The following is a 17,161-nucleotide window of genomic DNA, read 5'->3' as shown; positions in this document are numbered from 1 at the left end:
CAAGCCAGCTCCCACATTTGACGGTGTTCACAAATCAAATGTGGGAGCGGGCTTGCCCGCGATGACGGCCTGACAAGCGACACCAATCCCGGAAAGTGAAATGAAACAGAAAAAAGCCCAATGGCCCTGGCACCTGCTGACCGTGGTCGTGCTGGTTGGCCTGGCCGGTGCCTTGTACTACGCCACTTCGTTGATGTCCTACGAATGGCGCTGGAATCGCGTGCCGCAGTACTTCGCTTATCAGGCCGAAACATCCCAGCGTGCCGCTGATATTTCCACCGTCGTTGAATTGGTGCGCAAAGGCGATGTGGCCGAAGTCACCCTGCGCAACGACGCCGGCGCGGAACAAAAGCTGACCGTGGCTGACAACAGCCTGCAAGTGGCACGTGGCGATGACGTGGCCGAAGGCGACGTGGTCGGCGTGACCCGGCATTGGGCATTGGGGCCACTGATGTGGGGCTTGTGGACCACCTTGTGGCTGTCGGTGGTGTCCGGGATATTGGGCTTGGCGATTGGCTTGGCGACCGGTTTGTGCCGCCTCTCCAATAATCCGACTTTGCGCGATCTGTCGACGATCTACGTCGAACTGGTACGCGGCACACCCCTGTTGGTGCAGATTTTCATTTTCTATTTCTTCATCGGTACGGTTCTCAACCTGTCCCGGGAGTTCGCCGGGGTTGCTGCGTTGTCGCTGTTCACCGGTGCCTATGTGGCGGAAATCGTCCGTGCGGGTGTGCAGTCCATCACCCGTGGCCAGAACGAAGCCGCACGTTCCCTGGGCTTGAGCGCCAGCCAGTCGATGCGCCATGTGGTGTTGCCGCAAGCCTTCAAGCGCGTGCTGCCGCCACTGGCCGGGCAATTTATCAGCCTGGTCAAAGACACGTCGCTGGTGTCGGTGATCGCCATTACCGAGCTGCTCAAAAGCGGCCGTGAAGTGATCACCACCTCGTTCTCGCCATTTGAAATCCTGTTCTGTGTGGCAGGCCTGTACCTGCTGATCAACCTGCCGCTGTCGAAAATGGCCAGCCGGCTTGAGCGGAGGCTCGCGCAAAGTGATTGAAGTCCGCGATCTGGTAAAAGTCTTCGACACCCGTGGTCATGTCGTGCGTGCGGTGGACCATGTGACCACCCAGGTGGCCAAGGGCGAAGTGCTGGTGGTGATCGGCCCATCAGGCTCCGGCAAGTCCACCTTCCTGCGCTGTCTCAATGGCCTGGAGGAGTTCGACTCGGGCTCGGTAAGCATCGACGGCCTGCAACTGGCCGACCCGAAAACCGACGTGAACGCTTATCGCCGCGAAGTCGGCATGGTGTTCCAGCACTTCAACCTGTTCCCCCACATGACCGTGCTGGAAAACCTGTGCCTGGCGCAAAAGGTCGTGCGCAAGCGTGGTAAGAAAGAGCGTGAGGCCAAGGCCCTGGCGTTGCTGGAAAAGGTCGGCATTGCGCAAAAGGCCAACGAATTTCCATCACGCCTGTCCGGCGGCCAGCAGCAGCGCGTAGCTATCGCTCGCGCCTTGGCAATGGAGCCCAAGGTGATGCTGTTCGATGAGCCCACCTCGGCCCTCGACCCGGAAATGGTCGGTGAAGTGTTGGACGTGATGAAAACCCTGGCCCTGGAAGGCATGACCATGGTCTGCGTCACCCATGAAATGGGTTTTGCCCGTGAAGTGGCGGACCGGGTGCTGTTCTTCGATCACGGCAAGTTGCTGGAGGATGCCTCGCCGGCCGAGTTCTTCGATGCACCGAAAGACCCGCGGGCCCAGGCCTTTCTGCGCCAGGTCCTATAGCTGGAATCTGCCCACTAGGGCCTGTAGATCCAGGCTCAACTTCGTCAATTGAACACTGGCGGCCGCCGTTTCCTCACTGGCGGCGGCCGTTTGTTCCGTCACATCCCGTACTTTCAACACGCTACGATTGATCTCCTCAGTCACCGCGCTTTGCTGCTCGGCGGCGGCCGCAATCTGCGGGTTCATTTCCTGAATGATCGACACAGTGCGGGCTATCGCGGCCAGTGCATCACTCGCATCGCGGGTCAGGCCGACGCTGTTGTCGGTGAGGTTGCGACTGCTGTCCATGATGTCCGCCACTCGCTGGGTGCCGGTGTGCAAGCCCAGAATCAACCCTTCGATTTCTTCAGCGGACTCCTGGGTGCGCTGGGCCAGACTGCGTACTTCGTCGGCTACCACGGCAAAGCCTTCGCCGGCGCTGCCCGCCCGTGCGGCTTCAATGGCGGCGTTCAAGGCCAATAGGTTGGTTTGCTGGGATACCGACTTGATCACGTCCAGCACGCTGCCGATTTTTTGGCCCTCTTGCTGCAAGGCGAGCATGGCCCGGCTGGAGAGTGCCATTTCGCTGGCCAAGCAGCCGATTTGCTCAGTCGCCTGGGTGATCACTTTGTCACCGGCGCTGGTCTGCTGGTCAGCACTATTTGCCGCCGTCGAGGCCAGCTCGGCATGTCGGGCAATCTCCTGGGCAGTGGCGAGCATTTCATTCATGGCTGTGGCCACTTGATCGGTTTCGTCTTTTTGGACGCTGATCCCGTCACGGGTCTGCTCGGTGACAGTGGACAGTTGTGTAGCGGCGCTGGCGATCTGTCGTGCGCTGTCGCCGATGTTGCTGATCAGTGTGCGCAGGTTACGGGTCATTGTCCGAATGCTTTGCTGTAATTGACCCAGTTCGTCGCGGCGCTCCACCTCGATGTCGTGGCTCAGGTCACCGTCGGCGACACGATGGGCGGCCGTGAGGATTTCGCGCAGCGGCACGGCAATCTGTCGCGCGATCCACCACGCGGCCAGGGCGCCTAATAGCAAGGCAGACACTGTGACGCTGACCAGCAGTAGACGTGTGTGGCTCGCTTCGTCATCGCGCCTGGCGTTCTGGCCTTCACTGAGCAGTTGGTTGTGCTGGCGCAGGTCATTGAGCTGTTGTTCAAAACGGTTTTGCACGGCTTCAGTGTTGAGCTGAGCTTCCTTGAGCTTGGCCAATTGCTCGCGATAGTTGGCCAGGTCGGTTTTGAGCAGGGCCGAGTCGACGGGCAGTGTGGTGACGGCGGTCTGGGCGACCTCCAGGGCCTCAAAGGCCTTGGTAATGGCCTCGGCGTAGGCTTGCAGCGATTGCGCGGCCCACGCGGGGCTCTGAGTGCGATTCTCGGCCTGCTCCATGGCTTGGCGCAGGTGCTCAATGGCTTCCAAGGCTTGCTCGTCTTGTTGGTCGGGTAGTTCGCTGGCGAGCTGGGCGAGTGTATCGCTGGCCTGTAGTGCAGCTCTTCTGAGTGAAGGGCGAATGCTGTCTCGTTGCTCGATCAAGGGCGGCAGTTCCACCAATGCCGCCTTGAAACCGGTAACCAGTCGCGTCGCTTCTTGCAGGCGTTGCAGGTCGGCGGGGTCTTTCAAACGGCTTGAAAGGTAGGCCAGGTGCCTATCAATTTGCTCAATCTTAATCGCCATCTTGCCCAGGCTGTCGGCGTCCGTAAGGGTGCGGTATACGATGCGATCAGCGCGCATGGCCTCAGTGTCGAGAGCCAGCTGCCCTAGGGTCGTCAAGTTGCTGGAGCGATACAGCGCGTCATTCAATGCTTGCCAGCCTGTAACGGCGATCAGGCAGCTGAGGATCAGTACTTGGCCGAAGCCCAGGATGAGCTTAAGGCGGACACTGGCATTGACCAGCAAGCGGGTCAGCCGAGAAAACATGATGTACCTCCAATCAGAAAAGCGTTCCGTTGAAACGCTAAAACGATTCGAGGTGATGGCGGGCTGATAACTGCGTAGGAAGTTTCATAAATTGCGGCGGCCTTGATTGGCCGCCGCGATTAAAAGCTCAGACGCGGAAGCGCCCGACCAAGGTCTGCAAATAGATGCCCAGGCGCGCCAGTTCTGCACTGGATGCGGCGGTCTCTTCACTGGCCGACGACGTTTGCTCCGACACGTCGCGCACGTTCAGCACGCTGCGGTTGATCTCCTCGGCCACGGCGCTTTGTTGTTCGGCGGCGGTGGCGATCTGCGAGTTCATCGCCTGGATGGTCGAGACCGTGCGGGTGATGCTCGCCAAGGCGCTGCCTGCGCGGCGGGTCAGCTCGACGCTGCTGTCGGTCAGGCTGCGGCTGTTGTCCATGATGGTTGCCACATGCTGGGTGCCGCCTTGCAGGCCGACGATCAGCTCTTCGATCTCTTCGGTGGACTTCTGGGTGCGCTGGGCCAGGCTGCGCACTTCATCAGCCACCACCGCGAAACCGCGTCCGGCCTCACCCGCGCGTGCGGCTTCAATCGCCGCGTTCAGCGCGAGCAGGTTGGTTTGTTGGGCCACCGACTTGATCACATCGAGCACGCTGCCGATCTTGTCGCTTTCGCGCTTCAGATTGCCCATGGCCGCCGTGGAGTTGCCGACTTCGCTGGCCAGGCGTTCGATCTGGGCAATGGCTTCACCGACTACCTTGTCGCCTTCACGGGCCTGTTGGTCAGCGGCCACGGCGGCTTCGGAGGCTTCTTCGGCGTTACGCGCCACTTCCTGCACGGTAGCGGCCATTTCGTTCATGGCGGTGGCCACCTGGTCGGTTTCGACCTTCTGGCTGTTGACCCCGGCGCTGGTCTGTTCGGTCACGGCTGACAGCTGCTCGGCGGCGCTGGCGATCTGTGTCACGCCGTCGCTGATGCCGCCGATCAGCTCGCGCAGGCCCACGGTCATGCTTTGCATGGCGCGTTGCAATTGGCCCAATTCGTCTTGGCGCAAAGAGTCGAGGTTGTGGCTCAGGTCGCCAGAGGCCACGCGCTCTGCGACTTTGAGGGTCTGGTTCAATGGGATGACGATCTGGCGGGTGATGGCCCAGGCGGCGACCATACCGAAAACCAACGCCAACACGGTGGCCAGCAGCAACAGTTGTTTGGCCTGCGCCGCGTCAGCATCACGCACTGCCGTTTGCGACGTGGTGAGTTTTTCGCTGTGGCTCAGCAGGATGTCGCCTTGGGCGTTCATCGTCGCCAAGGCTGCCGCGCTGGCGACCTGGGAGTCACGATACTGGCTGACGGCAGCGCGATAGGCTTGCAGTGACACGCCGGATTCTTGCAGGTTCGCCTGGTACGGCGCCGGTAGTTGGCCTTGCAGTTCGCTGATTTTTTTCAGGGCGTTGTCGATGGCATCCAGGGCTGGCTGTTCGGCTTCCGTCTTGCCGCTGTAGGTGTAGCCGCGAACCTGGAAGCGCGATTGCTGGATCAGCTTGCTCAAGTCCACCACGCTATTGAATTGGGCGACGCTGTCGCCCTGCAGCAAGGTTTTTTCGATCTCGTTGATCTTGGCCACGGCATTGTCGGCGGTATCGCCCAGTTGGCTGCGGGCGCCTTCGCGCTTGAGACCGGCCTGGACCATGGCGGCGAAGGCCTTTTTAAATTGATTCAGGGCTTCCAGTTGTTGCTCGACCAGGGCCTTGTCGTCGGGCTGTTCGATCAGGGCTTCGGCGGTTTTCAGGCCACTGTCCAACTGCGTGAGCAGGCCATTGACCGCATCCGTGCCTTGCTCGCCGCGACGCATCTCGAAGTCCAGGCGTGCCAGTCGCAGGTCTTTGGTCAGGCTGTTGAGGCTGGAGATAAAACCCAGCTTGTCGCCGCGGCTGATCACGTCGCCGAGGCCGGTCCAGCCGGTGAAGGTGATCAACAGCGTCAGGATCAACACCAAGCCAAAGCCAATGCTCAGCTTGCGATTGACGCTCACATTCCCCAGTTTTGCGGCTAACCAACGATACATGCTGCGATCTCCTTTGGAACAAGGCTTGGACTTATTCAAAGGTTATCGGCCTGCATTGGGGATTCTGTAGCGAAGCTGCACCAGTGTGGGAGGGGGCTTGCTCCCGATGGCGGTGGCTCAGTACTAGAAGTGTTGGCTGACCCGACGCTATCGGGGGCAAGCCCCCTCCCACAGTGTTTAGAACAGGCGGGCGAGCAGGGCGGTGACGGCGGTTTCGACCCGCAGGATGCGTGCACCCAGTTGCACGGGCTGCAAGCCGGCCTTGGTCAGCAGGTCCACTTCGTAGGGAATCCAGCCTCCCTCGGGGCCAATGGCTAGCGTGACCGCTTCATCCAGCCCACGCGGGCAGGCCGGGTAATCACCGGGATGGCCGATCAGGCCCAGGGTGCCTGCGGTCATGGCCGGCAAACGGTCTTCAACGAACGGCTTGAAGCGTTTTTCGATAATGATCTCGGGCAGCACCGTATCTCGCGCCTGTTCCAGGCCCAGAATCAATTGCTCACGAATGGCTTCAGGTTCCAGGAACGGGGTTTGCCAGAAACTTTTTTCCACGCGGTAGCTGTTGATCAGCACCACTTTCGGCACGCCCATGGCCGCGACGGTTTGCAGCACTCGGCGCAGCATTTTCGGGCGTGGCAGGGCCAGTAACAGCGTCAGGGGCAGCTTGGCCGGCGGCGGCTGGTCGAAGCTGACTTGCAGCTCGGCTTCAGCCGCTTCCAGGCGCAGCAATTGCGCATTGCCCATCAGCCCGCCGATGCGGCCGACGCGCAGGCTGTCGCCGACGGCGGCACGGTGAACTTCCTGCATGTGCACCAGGCGGCGATCACGCAGGACCACTCGGTCGGCCGCGATAAAGTCGGCCTCTTCTAGTAGCAGCAGGTTCACGGCTGGGTCGCCGGCGGCTGGTCGTCGTCGGTTTGGTCATCCGGGTGCTCGCCGCGCTTGCTCACCAGGCTGCCGAACAGGATGCCGATTTCGAACAACATCCACATCGGAACGGCCAGCAAGGTCTGCGAGAAGATATCCGGTGGGGTCAGGATCATACCGACCACAAAGCAGCCAATGATCACGTACGGGCGGATCTTGCGCAGGTATTTGACGTCGACCACACCGATCCATACCAGCAGCACTACGGCCACCGGAATTTCGAAGGCCACGCCAAAGGCAAAGAACAGCGTCATCACGAAGTCGAGGTAACTGGTGATGTCGGTCATCATCTCCACGCCGGCCGGGGTGGCGGCGGCGAAGAATTTGAAGATCAGCGGAAACACCAGGAAGTAGGCGAACGCCATGCCGGTGTAGAACAGCAGGATGCTCGACACCAGCAACGGTACGGCGATGCGCTTCTCATGCTTGTACAGGCCCGGCGCGATAAAGCCCCAGATCTGATGCAGGATCACCGGGATCGCCAGGAACAGCGAGACCATCATGGTCAGCTTCAGCGGCGTGAGGAACGGCGACGACACATCGGTGGCGATCATCGTCGCGCCTGCCGGCAAGTACTGGCGCAATGGCGTGGAGACGAAGGTATAGATCTGCTGGGTAAAGGCGAACAGCCCGGCAAAGATGATGAAGATGGCCGCTACGCAACGCAGCAGGCGGGTACGCAGCTCGGTGAGGTGCGAGACCAGCGGCATGTGCTGGTCGTTTTCCGGTTTATCAGCGCTCATGGGGCTCGCGGCGGCAATGTAGGGTCATGGGGCGCGGGCGACGCGACAGGCGTCGGCGCAGGCTCGGTTGGCGCAGGGGGCGTGGCTTCTGCGACGGGGGCTGGCGCAATGCTGTTTTCGGCCACAGGTTCCACCGGTTTGGCCGGCTCCTGTACCGGCGACAGGATTTTCCGGGCTTCCTGTTCCAACGACAGAATGTGTTCGTTGTGCAGTTGGCGACGGATCTCGTCGGCGCCGATTTCCCGTTCAACTTCCTGTTTGATTGCGTTGAAACTGCGTTTCAGGCGCCCGATCCACAGGCCGGCCGTGCGCGCTGCACCGGGCAGGCGTTCCGGCCCCAGCACCAGCAAGGCCACGAGGCCGACGAGTAGCAGTTCAGAGAAGCTGATACCAAACATTAGTCAGTGCTCACGAGTCTTTGCGGGTCGGCTCTTGGACTTTCTCAGCCTGCACGTCGAAGGTGCGACGCTCGGTGATCGGCTGGGTAGCCTGCGGGTGCACAGGCTGCGCCGGTGGCACCGGGTTGGCGGCCGGGTCGGCCGGTTTTTCGTCGTCGTTCATGGCTTTGCGAAAGCCCTTGATCGACTCGCCCACGTCGGTGCCCAGGTTCTTGAGTTTCTTGGTGCCGAACACCAGTACCACCACCACCAGAATGACGATCCAGTGTTTCCAGTCAAAAATGCCCATGCTGCAATTCCTCTGTGAAAGTTATTCAGGCGGACGGGCGCGAGGCCTTCTCGGCGTGTCCGGACAAGCCGAAGCGACGGTCCAGTTCGTCCAGCACGGCCTGTGGGTGCTGCCCCAGTTGGGCGAGCATGACCAGGCTATGGAACCACAAGTCGGCGGTCTCATAGATTACATCGCTGTAATCGCCGCTGATTTGCGCATCTTTGGCGGCGATGATTGTCTCGACGGATTCTTCGCCAAGTTTTTCCAGAATCTTGTTCAGACCCTTGTGGTACAGGCTGGCGACATAGGAGCTGTCGGCGTCCGCGCCTTTGCGGTCTTCCAGCACCTGGGCCACACGGTTCAGGGTATCGCTCATGTTCAGTGTCCTGCGGAGTAGATGGCGTGCGGGTCTTTGAGCACCGGTTCCACAACCTTCCATGCGCCGTTCTCGAACACGCGATAGAAGCAGCTGTGACGGCCGGTATGGCAGGCGATGTCGCCGATCTGCTCGACCATCAGGATCACCACGTCGGCGTCGCAGTCGATGCGCATCTCGTGCAGGGTCTGCACGTGCCCGGACTCTTCGCCCTTGCGCCACAGTTTGCCACGCGAACGTGACCAGTAGATGGCGCGCTGCTCAGCGGCGGTGAGGCTCAGGGCCTCGCGGTTCATCCAGGCCATCATCAGCACGCGCCCGGTCTTGTAGTCCTGGGCAATGGCCGGCACCAGGCCGTCATTGTCCCACTTGATCTCGTCCAGCCAGTCTTTCATGTTCGGCTCCGGCAATTTGCGACAGTGTATAACCGGATCGGCTATCGACGCACGATCAGATAAACACCCACCGCGATCATGATGCCGGCTGGCCAGTGACCCAGCTCATTCAGCGGTCCACCGATGGCCAGTATCACACCGCCCGCCAGGTGCGCGCCGCCCAGCAGGCGCAGGAACCAGTCGTCCTTACGCTTTTGCCGCGTCGGTGCCGGGTCTTGGGCGTGGGGCTGGGACATACGCTCAAGCAGGTCGCGGGTCATGTTGGCCAGGTGCGGCAGCTGTTCGAACTGGCTGTGCAGGTTGCCAATCAAGGTTTTCGGGCTGACCCGCTCGCGCATCCAGCGTTCCAGGAACGGCTGGGCGGTGTTCCACAGGTCGAGGTCCGGGTACAACTGACGGCCCAGGCCTTCGATGTTCAGCAAGGTTTTTTGCAGCAAGACCAACTGCGGCTGCACTTCCATATTGAAGCGCCGGGCGGTCTGGAACAGGCGCATCAGCACCTGGCCAAAGGAAATATCTTTTAACGGTTTTTCAAAGATCGGCTCGCATACGGTGCGGATCGCTGCTTCGAATTCATTGAGTTTGGTCTCCGCTGGCACCCAGCCCGAATCAATGTGCAACTGCGCCACGCGGCGGTAGTCACGCTTGAAGAAGGCGAACAGGTTGCGCGCCAGATAGTCCTGGTCTTCCGGGGTCAGGCTGCCGACGATGCCGCAGTCGATCGCAATGTACTGCGGGCTCCACGGGTTCACGGTGCTGACGAAGATGTTGCCCGGGTGCATGTCGGCGTGGAAGAAGCTGTCGCGGAATACCTGGGTGAAGAAGATCTCTACACCGCGCTCGGCGAGCATCTTCATGTCGGTACGCTGGTCGGCCAGGGTGGCGAGGTCGGTGACTTGCACACCGTAGATGCGCTCCATCACCAGCACTTTGGGGCGACACCAGTCCCAATACACTTGCGGCACGTACAGCAGCGGCGAGCCTTCGAAGTTGCGCTTGAGCTGGCTGGCATTGGCCGCTTCGCGCAGCAGGTCGAGTTCGTCGTAGATGGTTTTCTCGTAGTCGGCAACCACGTCCACCGGATGCAGCAGGCGCGCGTCGGCAGAGAAGCGCTCGGCAGCGCGGGCGAGGATGAACAACCACGCCAGGTCCTGGCCGATGATGGGCTTGAGGCCCGGGCGGATGACCTTCACCACCACTTCTTCGCCGGTCTTGAGTTGCGCGGCGTGTACTTGAGCCACGGAAGCCGAGGCCAGCGGGTCGACATCGAAACGGCTGAATACTTCGCTGATCTTCTTGCCTAACTGTTCTTCGATCAGCGTCATCGACTGCTGGGAGTCGAACGGCGGCACGCGGTCCTGCAGCAGCATCAACTCGTCGGCGATGTCTTCCGGCAGCAGGTCGCGGCGGGTGGAGAGGATCTGCCCGAACTTGATGAAGATCGGCCCCAGGTCCTGCAACGCCAGGCGTAGACGTGCGCCACGGCTCAGCTCCAGCGGCTTGCGCGGGAACCAGCGCCACGGCAGCACGTAGCGCACCGCAAGCAGGAACCACGGCAAGGGCAGGGCGAACAGCAGGTCATCGAGGCGGTAGCGGATTACGACGCGCTGGATACGAAACAAACGGCGGACGGCGAGCAGCTTCATGCGTTATCGCTTGGATCAAGGGAACGACTCAGGCGCTCGAAGCGGGCCTCAAGGCGTTCCAGGTCGATTTTGGCCTTGTCGAGTTCACGAAAGCGCGCTTGCGCTTCCCGTTCTCCGACCAGGGTGCGCGATTCTTCGCTCAAGTATTCGGCAAGGTTCTGGTTGAGGCTGGCGAAGCCTTGCTGGTACCAGCGTTTGCGGCTGCGCAGGTGGCCGCTGATCAGTTGGGTGGCGACGGGGCCGATCCAACGTGACAGCTCATACTCCCAATCCAGTTCCAGGTCTTGCAGCACGGCAGCCAGGTCCATCAGCACTGAACTGTCGCCCTCCAGCTCCACTTCGGCGCTGTGCAGGATAGCGGTCTTGTTGCGGCTCAAGGCCAGGTGCAACAGGCTCGACGCCGGCGCACGCAGGGTACAGTCGGCTTCGGCGGCCCAGTCGCTGGCGAGCAGCAGGCCTTCATCGCTGGGCAGGATGAACAGCTGCAAGGCAGGGCTGCGGCAGTCGACGGCAATGATCTTGCCGTTGAGGTGCGCGAGCCGCGCCAGGGCGGTGCTGTCCAGGCGCAGCACACGGTTGAGGCCGTGTTCCACGCTGGCGAGAAGACCGGCGAGCAACATCAGGGCTTGATGCCGCGATGCAGGGCGACGATGCCGGAGGTCATGTTGTGGTAGGTCACGCGGTCGAAACCGGCTTCTACCATCATCGACTTCAGGGTTTCCTGGTCGGGGTGCATGCGGATCGACTCGGCCAGGTAGCGATAGCTCTCGGCGTCATTGGTGATCAGCTTGCCCATCAACGGCATGAAGGCGAAGGAGTAGGTGTCGTAGACCTTGGACATCAGCGCGTTGGTCGGCTTGGAGAACTCCAGCACCAACAGGCGGCCACCCGGTTTGAGCACGCGCAGCATGGAGCGGATCGCGTCTTCCTTGTGGGTGACGTTGCGCAGGCCGAAGGCGATGGTCACGCAATCGAAATGGTTGTCCGGGAACGGCAGTTTTTCCGCGTCGGCCTGGACGAATTCGATATTGCCGGCGACACCTTTGTCCAGCAGGCGGTCGCGACCGACCTTGAGCATCGAACCATTGATGTCCGCCAGCACCACCTGGCCGGTGGGGCCGACGAGCTTGGAGAACTTGGCGGCCAAATCGCCCGTGCCGCCGGCGATGTCCAGCACACGGTTGCCGGTGCGCACGCCCGACAGCTCGATGGTGAAGCGCTTCCACAGGCGGTGCATGCCGCCCGACAGCACGTCGTTCATCAGGTCGTACTTGGCGGCCACGGAGTGGAACACCTCAGCGACTTTTTCCGCCTTCTGGCTTTCCGGGACGTTCTTGAAACCGAAGTGAGTGGTGGGTTCGGCATCGCTGCCTTTGCGCTGATCAGTCATATCGCTGTCACCAAAAGAGAATGCGGGACATGATAATCCCCACGACCTGCTTTGTCTTGGCAAGGCTGCAGGTAAGATGGACGGTCATCGAGACCTTTTGCCGCATGGCAGGTGTTCCACTCGCTATAAAGAGGAGTCATTGCAATGGCCCGTATTACCGTTGAACGTGCACATACCTTGGGTAAGGAAGGCGCACGGGCGAAGGCCGAGAAGTTGGCGCACAAACTCAAGGAGCAATATGGCCTGGAGCCGTCGTGGTCCGGCGATACCTTGAACCTCAAGCGCTCGGGGGTCAAAGGCACCGTGTTAGTGGCCGATGAGTCGCTGCGTATTGATGTGGAACTGGGCCTGTTGATGTCGGCCATGAGCGGCACTATCAAGTCTGAAATCGAGAAGGCATTGGATAAGGCGCTGGCTTGATTCACTGCGCTTAGGGTGCCGATTCTAATTTTTCGCCCTACTTTGTGCCCAAGCCCTCAACTCCTGCGGGCCGTTCCTCCACCCTATTTTGCGTGAGGTGCACCATGGCCAAAGTTATTTTGAAGAAAAAAACCGACGTTCAGTCCACTGCCCTGAGTGACGTTAGAAGCTATGCCCGCAAGATCTGGCTGGCGGGTCTTGGCGCGTATGCCAAGGTCGGCAGCGAGGGTAGCGAGTACTTCAAGGAGCTGGTCAAGACTGGTCAACATGTTGAAAGTAAAGGCAAAAAAGTTGTGGTTGAACAACTTGATGCTGCCAACAGTCAGATTGACCAAGTAAAGAGTAATGTCTCCAGCGTCAAAGGCCTGGTAGAAGTTCAACTGGATAAAGTTGAAAAAGCCTTTGACACGCGTGTTGCAAGTGCCTTGAATCGGATCGGCATTGCGTCTAAACATGACGTGGAGACACTCTCTGCTAAGCTCGAAGAGCTGACGGCATTGCTCGAACGTGTCGCGCGTAAACACTAAGGAGACAACGGGATGGCTGTTCAAAAGAAAACTCAGAAAGAAGGCAGCTCGTGGATCGGGGAAGTTGAAAAATATTCCCGTAAGATCTGGCTTGCTGGTTTAGGCGTGTACTCGAAGGTTAGCAGTGACGGCGGTAAATACTTCGAGACCCTGGTTAAAGACGGCGAGAAGGCCGAGAAGTTGACCAAGACTACAGTGGGTAAGAAAGTAGAGGCGGCAAAGGCAAGCGCGGGTTCTGCCAAGTCGAGCATTTCTGACACTTGGGGCAAGTTGGAAGAGACTTTCGATAAACGTCTCAACAGTGCCATTTCGCGACTGGGCGTGCCCAGCAAAGCGGAGTTGAAGACGCTGCACAGCAAGGTCGATACCCTGACCAAGCAAATCGAAAAACTCACCGGTGCTAAAGTGGCTCCGGCCAAAACCGCAGCGGCCAAACCTGCTGCCAAGCCAGCCGCTAAAACCGCCGCTGCCAAACCTGCTGCAAAAGCCGCCGCCAAACCTCTGGTAAAAGCTGCCGCCAAGCCGGCTGCCAAACCTGCGGCCAAGGCTCCGGCTAAAGCAGCGGCCAAACCCGCCGCCAAAACTGCGGCAGCTAAACCGGCCGCCAAGCCTGCGGCTAAACCAGTTGCAGCTAAAGCCGTTGCCAAGCCTGCGGCTAAAACCGCCGCTGCCAAACCTGCTGCCAAGCCGGCTGTTGCGAAATCGGCAGCCAAGCCAGCCGTGGCCAAACCCGTCGCCAAGCCAGCTGTTGCAAAGCCTGTAGCTGCCAAGCCTGCGGCGAAACCTGCCGCGGCGAAGAAGCCAGCAGTGGCCAAGAAGCCCGCAGCGAAGCCTGCTGTTGCAGCCAAACCTGCAACGCCAGCACCGGCTGCTTCAACAGCCAACTCGGTGTCCGCGCCGACGCATGCGGCTACTGCCTCGACTGCAACGCCGGTAACCCCGACGCCATCCAGTCAGTCCTGATTCTTTCGGGGCACAAAAAACGCCCGGCCTGTGAAGGTTGGGCGTTTTTCATTGCGATCGGATAAGCACTGCACTTCCCACATTTTTAGTCCAGGTCATCCAGATACTTCAGGGCGAACTTCTCGGTCGCCTGTCGTATCGGTAGCAGCAGATGCGGTGCCACTAACATCATGATCTGGTACACCACCACCCGCACCTCGCCTTCACGGTCGAGAATCCGCTGGTAATCCAGGGAAAACAGCAGGGTCATGGTGATCTGCTCCACCAATTGCCCCAGTGCCTGGGTCTCACTGACCAGTTGTCCTGCCGACTTCAACCGCGCCAGCAATGAAGCCAGCGTACGCTTGAGCGCCGTGAGCAGACTGCGAATACCCTTGGCCAGTTTCGGCAGGCGTCCGGCCAGGTTCGACAGGTCTTGGAACAGAAAGCGATAGTGGGCCATGCGCTCGACGATCAGGTGCAGGAACAACCAGTAATCTTCGGCCTCCAGCTGCGCGTTCGCGGGCGGATCAAGCAGGGGCGCCAGCTCACATTGAAAGCGCTCGAACAGCCCGAGCACCAGCGGTTCCTTGCCATGGAAGTGGTAGTAGAGATTGCCTGGACTGATCCCCATTTCATTGGCCACCTCCATGGTCGACACATTGGGCTCGCCCTTCTGGTTGAACAACTGCAGGGCACATTCAAGGATACGGTCGCGGGTCTTCATCCAGTCTTCTTAAAAGGTTCGTTGGGCTCAGCGCACCCGCACATAGGTGCCCGGCGCTGCTTCCATCGGTGGGTAATTCTGGTTGCCCAGGGCGGTGAGGGTTTCGCGCTGCACGCCCGAACGTTGCGTAATCCACTCCAGCCATTGCGGCCACCAACTGCCTTCGACGTGATTGGCGTCGTAATACCAGGCGCGTGGGTCGCTGCTCAGCTTGGGGTTCTCGACATAGTTGGCCTTGGGGTTGCCAGGTGGATTGAGGATGCTTTGGATATGCCCGCTGTTGGACAGCACGAAGCGTCGCTCGCCGCCCAACAATTGAGTGGAGCGATACACCGCGTCCCACGGTGTGATGTGGTCGTTGATTCCGGCCACGCTGAAGCTGTCCACCGTGACCTTCTGCAAGTCGATCGGCGTGCCGCACACTTCCAGGCCGCCGGGGTGGCTCAAGGGGTTGTGCTTGAAGAAGTCCAGCAGGTCGCCATGCAGCGCGGCAGGCAGGCGCGTGTTGTCGTTGTTCCAGTACAGGATGTCGAAGGCGGGCGGCTCCTTGCCCAGCAGGTAGTTGTTGATCCAGTAATTCCAGATCAAGTCGTTGGGGCGCATCCAGGCGAACACCTTGGCCATGTCGCGACCGTCCAGCACGCCCTGCTGGTAGGAGCGGCGCTTGGCGGCTTCCAGGGTTTGCTCATCAGCAAACAGGGTGGCGGGGCTATCGATCTGGCTGTCGAGCAGGCTGACCAGATAAGTGGCGCTGGAGATGCGCCGCAGCTGGCGCTTGGCTTGCAGGTGGCCTTGCAGGGCGGCAATGGTCAGGCCGCCGGCGCAGGCGCCCATCAGGTTGACCTCCCGGGCGCCGGTGATTGCCCTGCACACATTGAGTGCTTCCTCCAACGCTGCGACATAGGTAGAAAGGCCCCATTCGCGGTGACGCACATCGGGGTTGCGCCAACTGATCATGAAGGTTTGCAGGCCGTTCTTCAGGGCGTATTGCACAAAGCTATTAGCGGGGCTCAAGTCGAAGATGTAGTACTTGTTGATTTGCGGCGGCACGATCAGTAACGGTTTGGCGTACTGTTTTTCACTCATGGGCTTGTACTGGATCAACTCCAGCAGCTCATTGCGAAACACCACCGAGCCTGGCGTGGTGGCCACTGTCTTGCCCACTTCGAAGGCGTGCTTGCTCACCTGGCGCGGCAGGCCATTGTTGTGCAGCAGGTCTTCGAACAGGTTGCTCACTCCGCGCACTACGCTGTTGCCCCCTGAGTTCAGCAGCTCCTTGACGGCCAGTGGGTTGAGCAGGGTGTTGGAGGGCGAAACGGCATCATTGAGCAGCGAGAAGGCGAAGTGCGCGCGGGCGCGGTCGTCAGCGTTCAGTGAGCTGTCATCGATCCAGTGGCGCACCTGTTTCTGCCAGCTCAGATAGGCTTGTAGGCTGCGCCGGTAGAGCGGGTTGAGCTTCCAGGTGGGGTCGATGAAGCGACTGTCGCTGGGGTTGGGCTCATGTACGGTTTCGCCCAGCAGCACACGCCCCAACTGGCCGCCCAACGCCAGGGCGTGACGGGCGGTATGTACCGGGTTGCGCAAGCCATGGGCTGCCACGCTCCGTAAGGTCGACAACAGGTCTCGTCCTCTGAGACCGGTGATCGCATTTTGCGCATTAATGAACGCAGCAGGGGTGGGCGCCGGGTTCGTCACGGATCTTTCTCGCATGATCCAACACTCCTTGGTCAAGTCATCAAGCAGGCACGCCAATTCAGAACCATAGCCGGTTCCTGGCAAGTTGCGCGGCGGTGTGGTCCTTACACCGCAGGACGCGGGTGAATCACAGCCCGCAGGCGCTCCTCTTCAAGAAACTTCATGATGATCGGTGCCACGGCTTCGGCCCGGGTGATCAGGAACAGGTGGCCGTCATCGATGATGTGCAACTGCGCGTTGGGAATGCGCCAGGCCAGCAGGCGCATATTGATCAGCGGGATCAGTGGGTCATCGTCCCCCGCCAGCACCAGGGTCGGCTGACGGATCTTGTGCAGCCAGTGGATGCTGGTCCAGCCCAGTCCGGCAAACAACTGCCAGTAGTAACCCAGTTTGCCGGCCGAGCGGACTTTGCTGGCGTGTTCGGCGGCGAGTTTGGAGTCGCGGCGGAACGAGCCGCCATAAATCATCGGCGCAATGCGCACCACGTGGGATGGCTGGATATAACGGCGAGGGCTGGCCATCAGCCACAGCACTTTTGGTTTGCCCGGCACCATCACTGCCCCCGCTGCCGTGGCCGCCAGGATCAGCTTTTTGCAGCGCTCCGGGTAGTCATAGGCAAACTGCTGCGCCAGCGCTCCGCCCCAGGACACACCCACCGCATTGACCTGGCCATAGTCGAGGTAATCGAGCATGCGCGCGGTGAGTTTGGCCAGGCCCGGAAAGCGATAGGGCACGCTGGGTGTCGAGGAGCCGCCGACCCCTGGCACGTCGAATGCGATCACTTCCAGGTCCGGGTCCAGTGCCTGGACGAACGGAAACACCAGCTCAAGGTTGGCGCCGATACCATTGAAGATCAGCAGCGGCGTCAAGTGAGGCTTGCCCGGACGTACCGCCGTGCGGATGGTTTGGCCATCCAGGTCGATGGTACGGAAGATGAACGGTTGCGGCATGCTCAAGCCCTGTCAGGTGGT

Annotated in this window: 19 protein-coding genes; 5 read left to right on the top strand and 14 right to left on the bottom strand. The window is 60.4% G+C overall.

From position 1 onward, the window contains the following. Window positions 1–100: 100 nt before the first annotated feature. On the top strand, window positions 101–1,060 hold the full coding sequence (locus tag AC07V4_RS04290) for an amino acid ABC transporter permease (RefSeq protein WP_492637609.1): 960 nt from the start codon (window positions 101–103) through the stop codon (window positions 1,058–1,060). Continuing rightward, window positions 1,053–1,787 carry an amino acid ABC transporter ATP-binding protein gene (locus AC07V4_RS04285; protein WP_017849892.1) on the top strand — a complete coding sequence of 245 codons (735 nt, stop codon included), beginning with the start codon at window positions 1,053–1,055 and terminating at the stop codon, window positions 1,785–1,787. The genes AC07V4_RS04290 and AC07V4_RS04285 overlap by 8 nt, the downstream gene beginning before the upstream one ends. Here the strand turns inward: AC07V4_RS04285 and AC07V4_RS04280 are convergent. From AC07V4_RS04280 to ubiE, 11 genes are all read right to left on the bottom strand, one after another. Further along, the gene (locus AC07V4_RS04280; protein WP_492637608.1) at window positions 1,782–3,689 is read right to left on the bottom strand and encodes a methyl-accepting chemotaxis protein; all 1,908 of its coding nucleotides are present in this window, start codon (window positions 3,687–3,689) and stop codon (window positions 1,782–1,784) included. The two genes, AC07V4_RS04285 and AC07V4_RS04280, sit on opposite strands and share 6 nt — an antisense overlap. Before the next feature lie 127 nt (window positions 3,690–3,816). Beyond that, a complete protein-coding gene (locus AC07V4_RS04275) occupies window positions 3,817–5,733 on the bottom strand; it encodes a methyl-accepting chemotaxis protein (RefSeq protein WP_495029357.1) in 1,917 nt (638 codons plus the stop codon). A gap of 177 nt (window positions 5,734–5,910) precedes the next feature. Beyond that, complete coding sequence (locus AC07V4_RS04270) at window positions 5,911–6,618, bottom strand: 16S rRNA (uracil(1498)-N(3))-methyltransferase (RefSeq protein WP_492637607.1); 708 nt, start codon at window positions 6,616–6,618, stop codon at window positions 5,911–5,913. Continuing rightward, complete coding sequence (gene tatC / locus AC07V4_RS04265) at window positions 6,615–7,403, bottom strand: twin-arginine translocase subunit TatC (RefSeq protein WP_431753161.1); 789 nt, start codon at window positions 7,401–7,403, stop codon at window positions 6,615–6,617. The genes AC07V4_RS04270 and tatC overlap by 4 nt, the downstream gene beginning before the upstream one ends. Further along, complete coding sequence (tatB, locus tag AC07V4_RS04260; RefSeq protein WP_431753162.1) at window positions 7,400–7,801, bottom strand: Sec-independent protein translocase protein TatB; 402 nt, start codon at window positions 7,799–7,801, stop codon at window positions 7,400–7,402. Before tatB ends, tatC begins: the two co-directional genes overlap by 4 nt. 10 nt (window positions 7,802–7,811) lie before the next feature. Beyond that, on the bottom strand, window positions 7,812–8,090 hold the full coding sequence (locus AC07V4_RS04255; protein ID WP_053140487.1) for a twin-arginine translocase TatA/TatE family subunit: 279 nt from the start codon (window positions 8,088–8,090) through the stop codon (window positions 7,812–7,814). Between the two features lie 25 nt (window positions 8,091–8,115). Further along, on the bottom strand, window positions 8,116–8,448 hold the full coding sequence (locus AC07V4_RS04250; RefSeq protein ID WP_003187881.1) for a phosphoribosyl-ATP diphosphatase: 333 nt from the start codon (window positions 8,446–8,448) through the stop codon (window positions 8,116–8,118). 2 nt (window positions 8,449–8,450) lie between these two features. Then, a complete protein-coding gene (hisI, locus tag AC07V4_RS04245) occupies window positions 8,451–8,843 on the bottom strand; it encodes a phosphoribosyl-AMP cyclohydrolase (protein WP_431753164.1) in 393 nt (130 codons plus the stop codon). Between the two features lie 41 nt (window positions 8,844–8,884). Next, a complete protein-coding gene (gene ubiB, locus AC07V4_RS04240) occupies window positions 8,885–10,489 on the bottom strand; it encodes a ubiquinone biosynthesis regulatory protein kinase UbiB (RefSeq protein ID WP_492637606.1) in 1,605 nt (534 codons plus the stop codon). After that, the gene (locus tag AC07V4_RS04235; RefSeq protein ID WP_431750490.1) at window positions 10,486–11,109 is read right to left on the bottom strand and encodes a ubiquinone biosynthesis accessory factor UbiJ; all 624 of its coding nucleotides are present in this window, start codon (window positions 11,107–11,109) and stop codon (window positions 10,486–10,488) included. The genes ubiB and AC07V4_RS04235 overlap by 4 nt, the downstream gene beginning before the upstream one ends. Beyond that, window positions 11,109–11,879 carry a bifunctional demethylmenaquinone methyltransferase/2-methoxy-6-polyprenyl-1,4-benzoquinol methylase UbiE gene (ubiE, locus tag AC07V4_RS04230; RefSeq protein ID WP_003171186.1) on the bottom strand — a complete coding sequence of 257 codons (771 nt, stop codon included), beginning with the start codon at window positions 11,877–11,879 and terminating at the stop codon, window positions 11,109–11,111. Before ubiE ends, AC07V4_RS04235 begins: the two co-directional genes overlap by 1 nt. A gap of 144 nt (window positions 11,880–12,023) precedes the next feature. Here ubiE and AC07V4_RS04225 point away from each other — a divergent pair, with 144 nt between their 5' ends. From AC07V4_RS04225 to AC07V4_RS04215, 3 genes are all read left to right on the top strand, one after another. After that, window positions 12,024–12,299, top strand: a complete 276-nt coding sequence (locus AC07V4_RS04225) for a polyhydroxyalkanoic acid system family protein (protein ID WP_060754559.1) — start codon at window positions 12,024–12,026, stop codon at window positions 12,297–12,299. A gap of 104 nt (window positions 12,300–12,403) precedes the next feature. Continuing rightward, window positions 12,404–12,826 carry a phasin family protein gene (locus tag AC07V4_RS04220; protein WP_492637605.1) on the top strand — a complete coding sequence of 141 codons (423 nt, stop codon included), beginning with the start codon at window positions 12,404–12,406 and terminating at the stop codon, window positions 12,824–12,826. Window positions 12,827–12,838: 12 nt separating this feature from the next. Then, a complete protein-coding gene (locus tag AC07V4_RS04215; RefSeq protein ID WP_492637604.1) occupies window positions 12,839–13,789 on the top strand; it encodes a phasin family protein in 951 nt (316 codons plus the stop codon). 85 nt (window positions 13,790–13,874) lie between these two features. Here the strand turns inward: AC07V4_RS04215 and AC07V4_RS04210 are convergent, their stop codons facing one another. The 3 genes from AC07V4_RS04210 to phaZ form a co-directional block, all read right to left on the bottom strand. After that, window positions 13,875–14,495: a TetR/AcrR family transcriptional regulator gene (locus AC07V4_RS04210; RefSeq protein ID WP_431752847.1), complete on the bottom strand. Its 621-nt coding sequence runs from the start codon at window positions 14,493–14,495 to the stop codon at window positions 13,875–13,877. Between the two features lie 27 nt (window positions 14,496–14,522). After that, window positions 14,523–16,205, bottom strand: a complete 1,683-nt coding sequence (gene phaC / locus AC07V4_RS04205) for a class II poly(R)-hydroxyalkanoic acid synthase (protein ID WP_431752846.1) — start codon at window positions 16,203–16,205, stop codon at window positions 14,523–14,525. Window positions 16,206–16,294: 89 nt separating this feature from the next. After that, window positions 16,295–17,140 (bottom strand): poly(3-hydroxyalkanoate) depolymerase, encoded by an 846-nt coding sequence (gene phaZ, locus AC07V4_RS04200; RefSeq protein ID WP_492637603.1) that lies wholly within the window; start codon window positions 17,138–17,140, stop codon window positions 16,295–16,297. Window positions 17,141–17,161 lie beyond the last annotated feature (21 nt).

The organism is Pseudomonas sp. GW821-FHT03A09, assembly GCF_059421065.1.
This window is presented reverse-complemented; position numbering and strand designations above follow the sequence as displayed.

Excerpts from the sequence above, each read along its gene's own strand:
- AC07V4_RS04280 (WP_492637608.1), bottom strand. The coding sequence starts at position 3,689 with ATGTTTTCTCGGCTGACCCGCTTGCTGGTCAATGCCAGTGTCCGCCTT.
- hisI (WP_431753164.1), bottom strand. The coding sequence starts at position 8,843 with ATGAAAGACTGGCTGGACGAGATCAAGTGGGACAATGACGGCCTGGTG.
- AC07V4_RS04275 (WP_495029357.1), bottom strand. The coding sequence starts at position 5,733 with ATGTATCGTTGGTTAGCCGCAAAACTGGGGAATGTGAGCGTCAATCGC.
- AC07V4_RS04210 (WP_431752847.1), bottom strand. The coding sequence starts at position 14,495 with ATGAAGACCCGCGACCGTATCCTTGAATGTGCCCTGCAGTTGTTCAAC.
- tatC (WP_431753161.1), bottom strand. The coding sequence starts at position 7,403 with ATGAGCGCTGATAAACCGGAAAACGACCAGCACATGCCGCTGGTCTCG.
- AC07V4_RS04225 (WP_060754559.1), top strand. The coding sequence starts at position 12,024 with ATGGCCCGTATTACCGTTGAACGTGCACATACCTTGGGTAAGGAAGGC.
- ubiB (WP_492637606.1), bottom strand. The coding sequence starts at position 10,489 with ATGAAGCTGCTCGCCGTCCGCCGTTTGTTTCGTATCCAGCGCGTCGTA.
- AC07V4_RS04215 (WP_492637604.1), top strand. The coding sequence starts at position 12,839 with ATGGCTGTTCAAAAGAAAACTCAGAAAGAAGGCAGCTCGTGGATCGGG.
- AC07V4_RS04250 (WP_003187881.1), bottom strand. The coding sequence starts at position 8,448 with ATGAGCGATACCCTGAACCGTGTGGCCCAGGTGCTGGAAGACCGCAAA.
- phaC (WP_431752846.1), bottom strand. The coding sequence starts at position 16,205 with ATGCGAGAAAGATCCGTGACGAACCCGGCGCCCACCCCTGCTGCGTTC.
- tatB (WP_431753162.1), bottom strand. The coding sequence starts at position 7,801 with ATGTTTGGTATCAGCTTCTCTGAACTGCTACTCGTCGGCCTCGTGGCC.
- AC07V4_RS04235 (WP_431750490.1), bottom strand. The coding sequence starts at position 11,109 with ATGTTGCTCGCCGGTCTTCTCGCCAGCGTGGAACACGGCCTCAACCGT.
- phaZ (WP_492637603.1), bottom strand. The coding sequence starts at position 17,140 with ATGCCGCAACCGTTCATCTTCCGTACCATCGACCTGGATGGCCAAACC.
- AC07V4_RS04290 (WP_492637609.1), top strand. The coding sequence starts at position 101 with ATGAAACAGAAAAAAGCCCAATGGCCCTGGCACCTGCTGACCGTGGTC.
- AC07V4_RS04255 (WP_053140487.1), bottom strand. The coding sequence starts at position 8,090 with ATGGGCATTTTTGACTGGAAACACTGGATCGTCATTCTGGTGGTGGTG.
- ubiE (WP_003171186.1), bottom strand. The coding sequence starts at position 11,879 with ATGACTGATCAGCGCAAAGGCAGCGATGCCGAACCCACCACTCACTTC.
- AC07V4_RS04220 (WP_492637605.1), top strand. The coding sequence starts at position 12,404 with ATGGCCAAAGTTATTTTGAAGAAAAAAACCGACGTTCAGTCCACTGCC.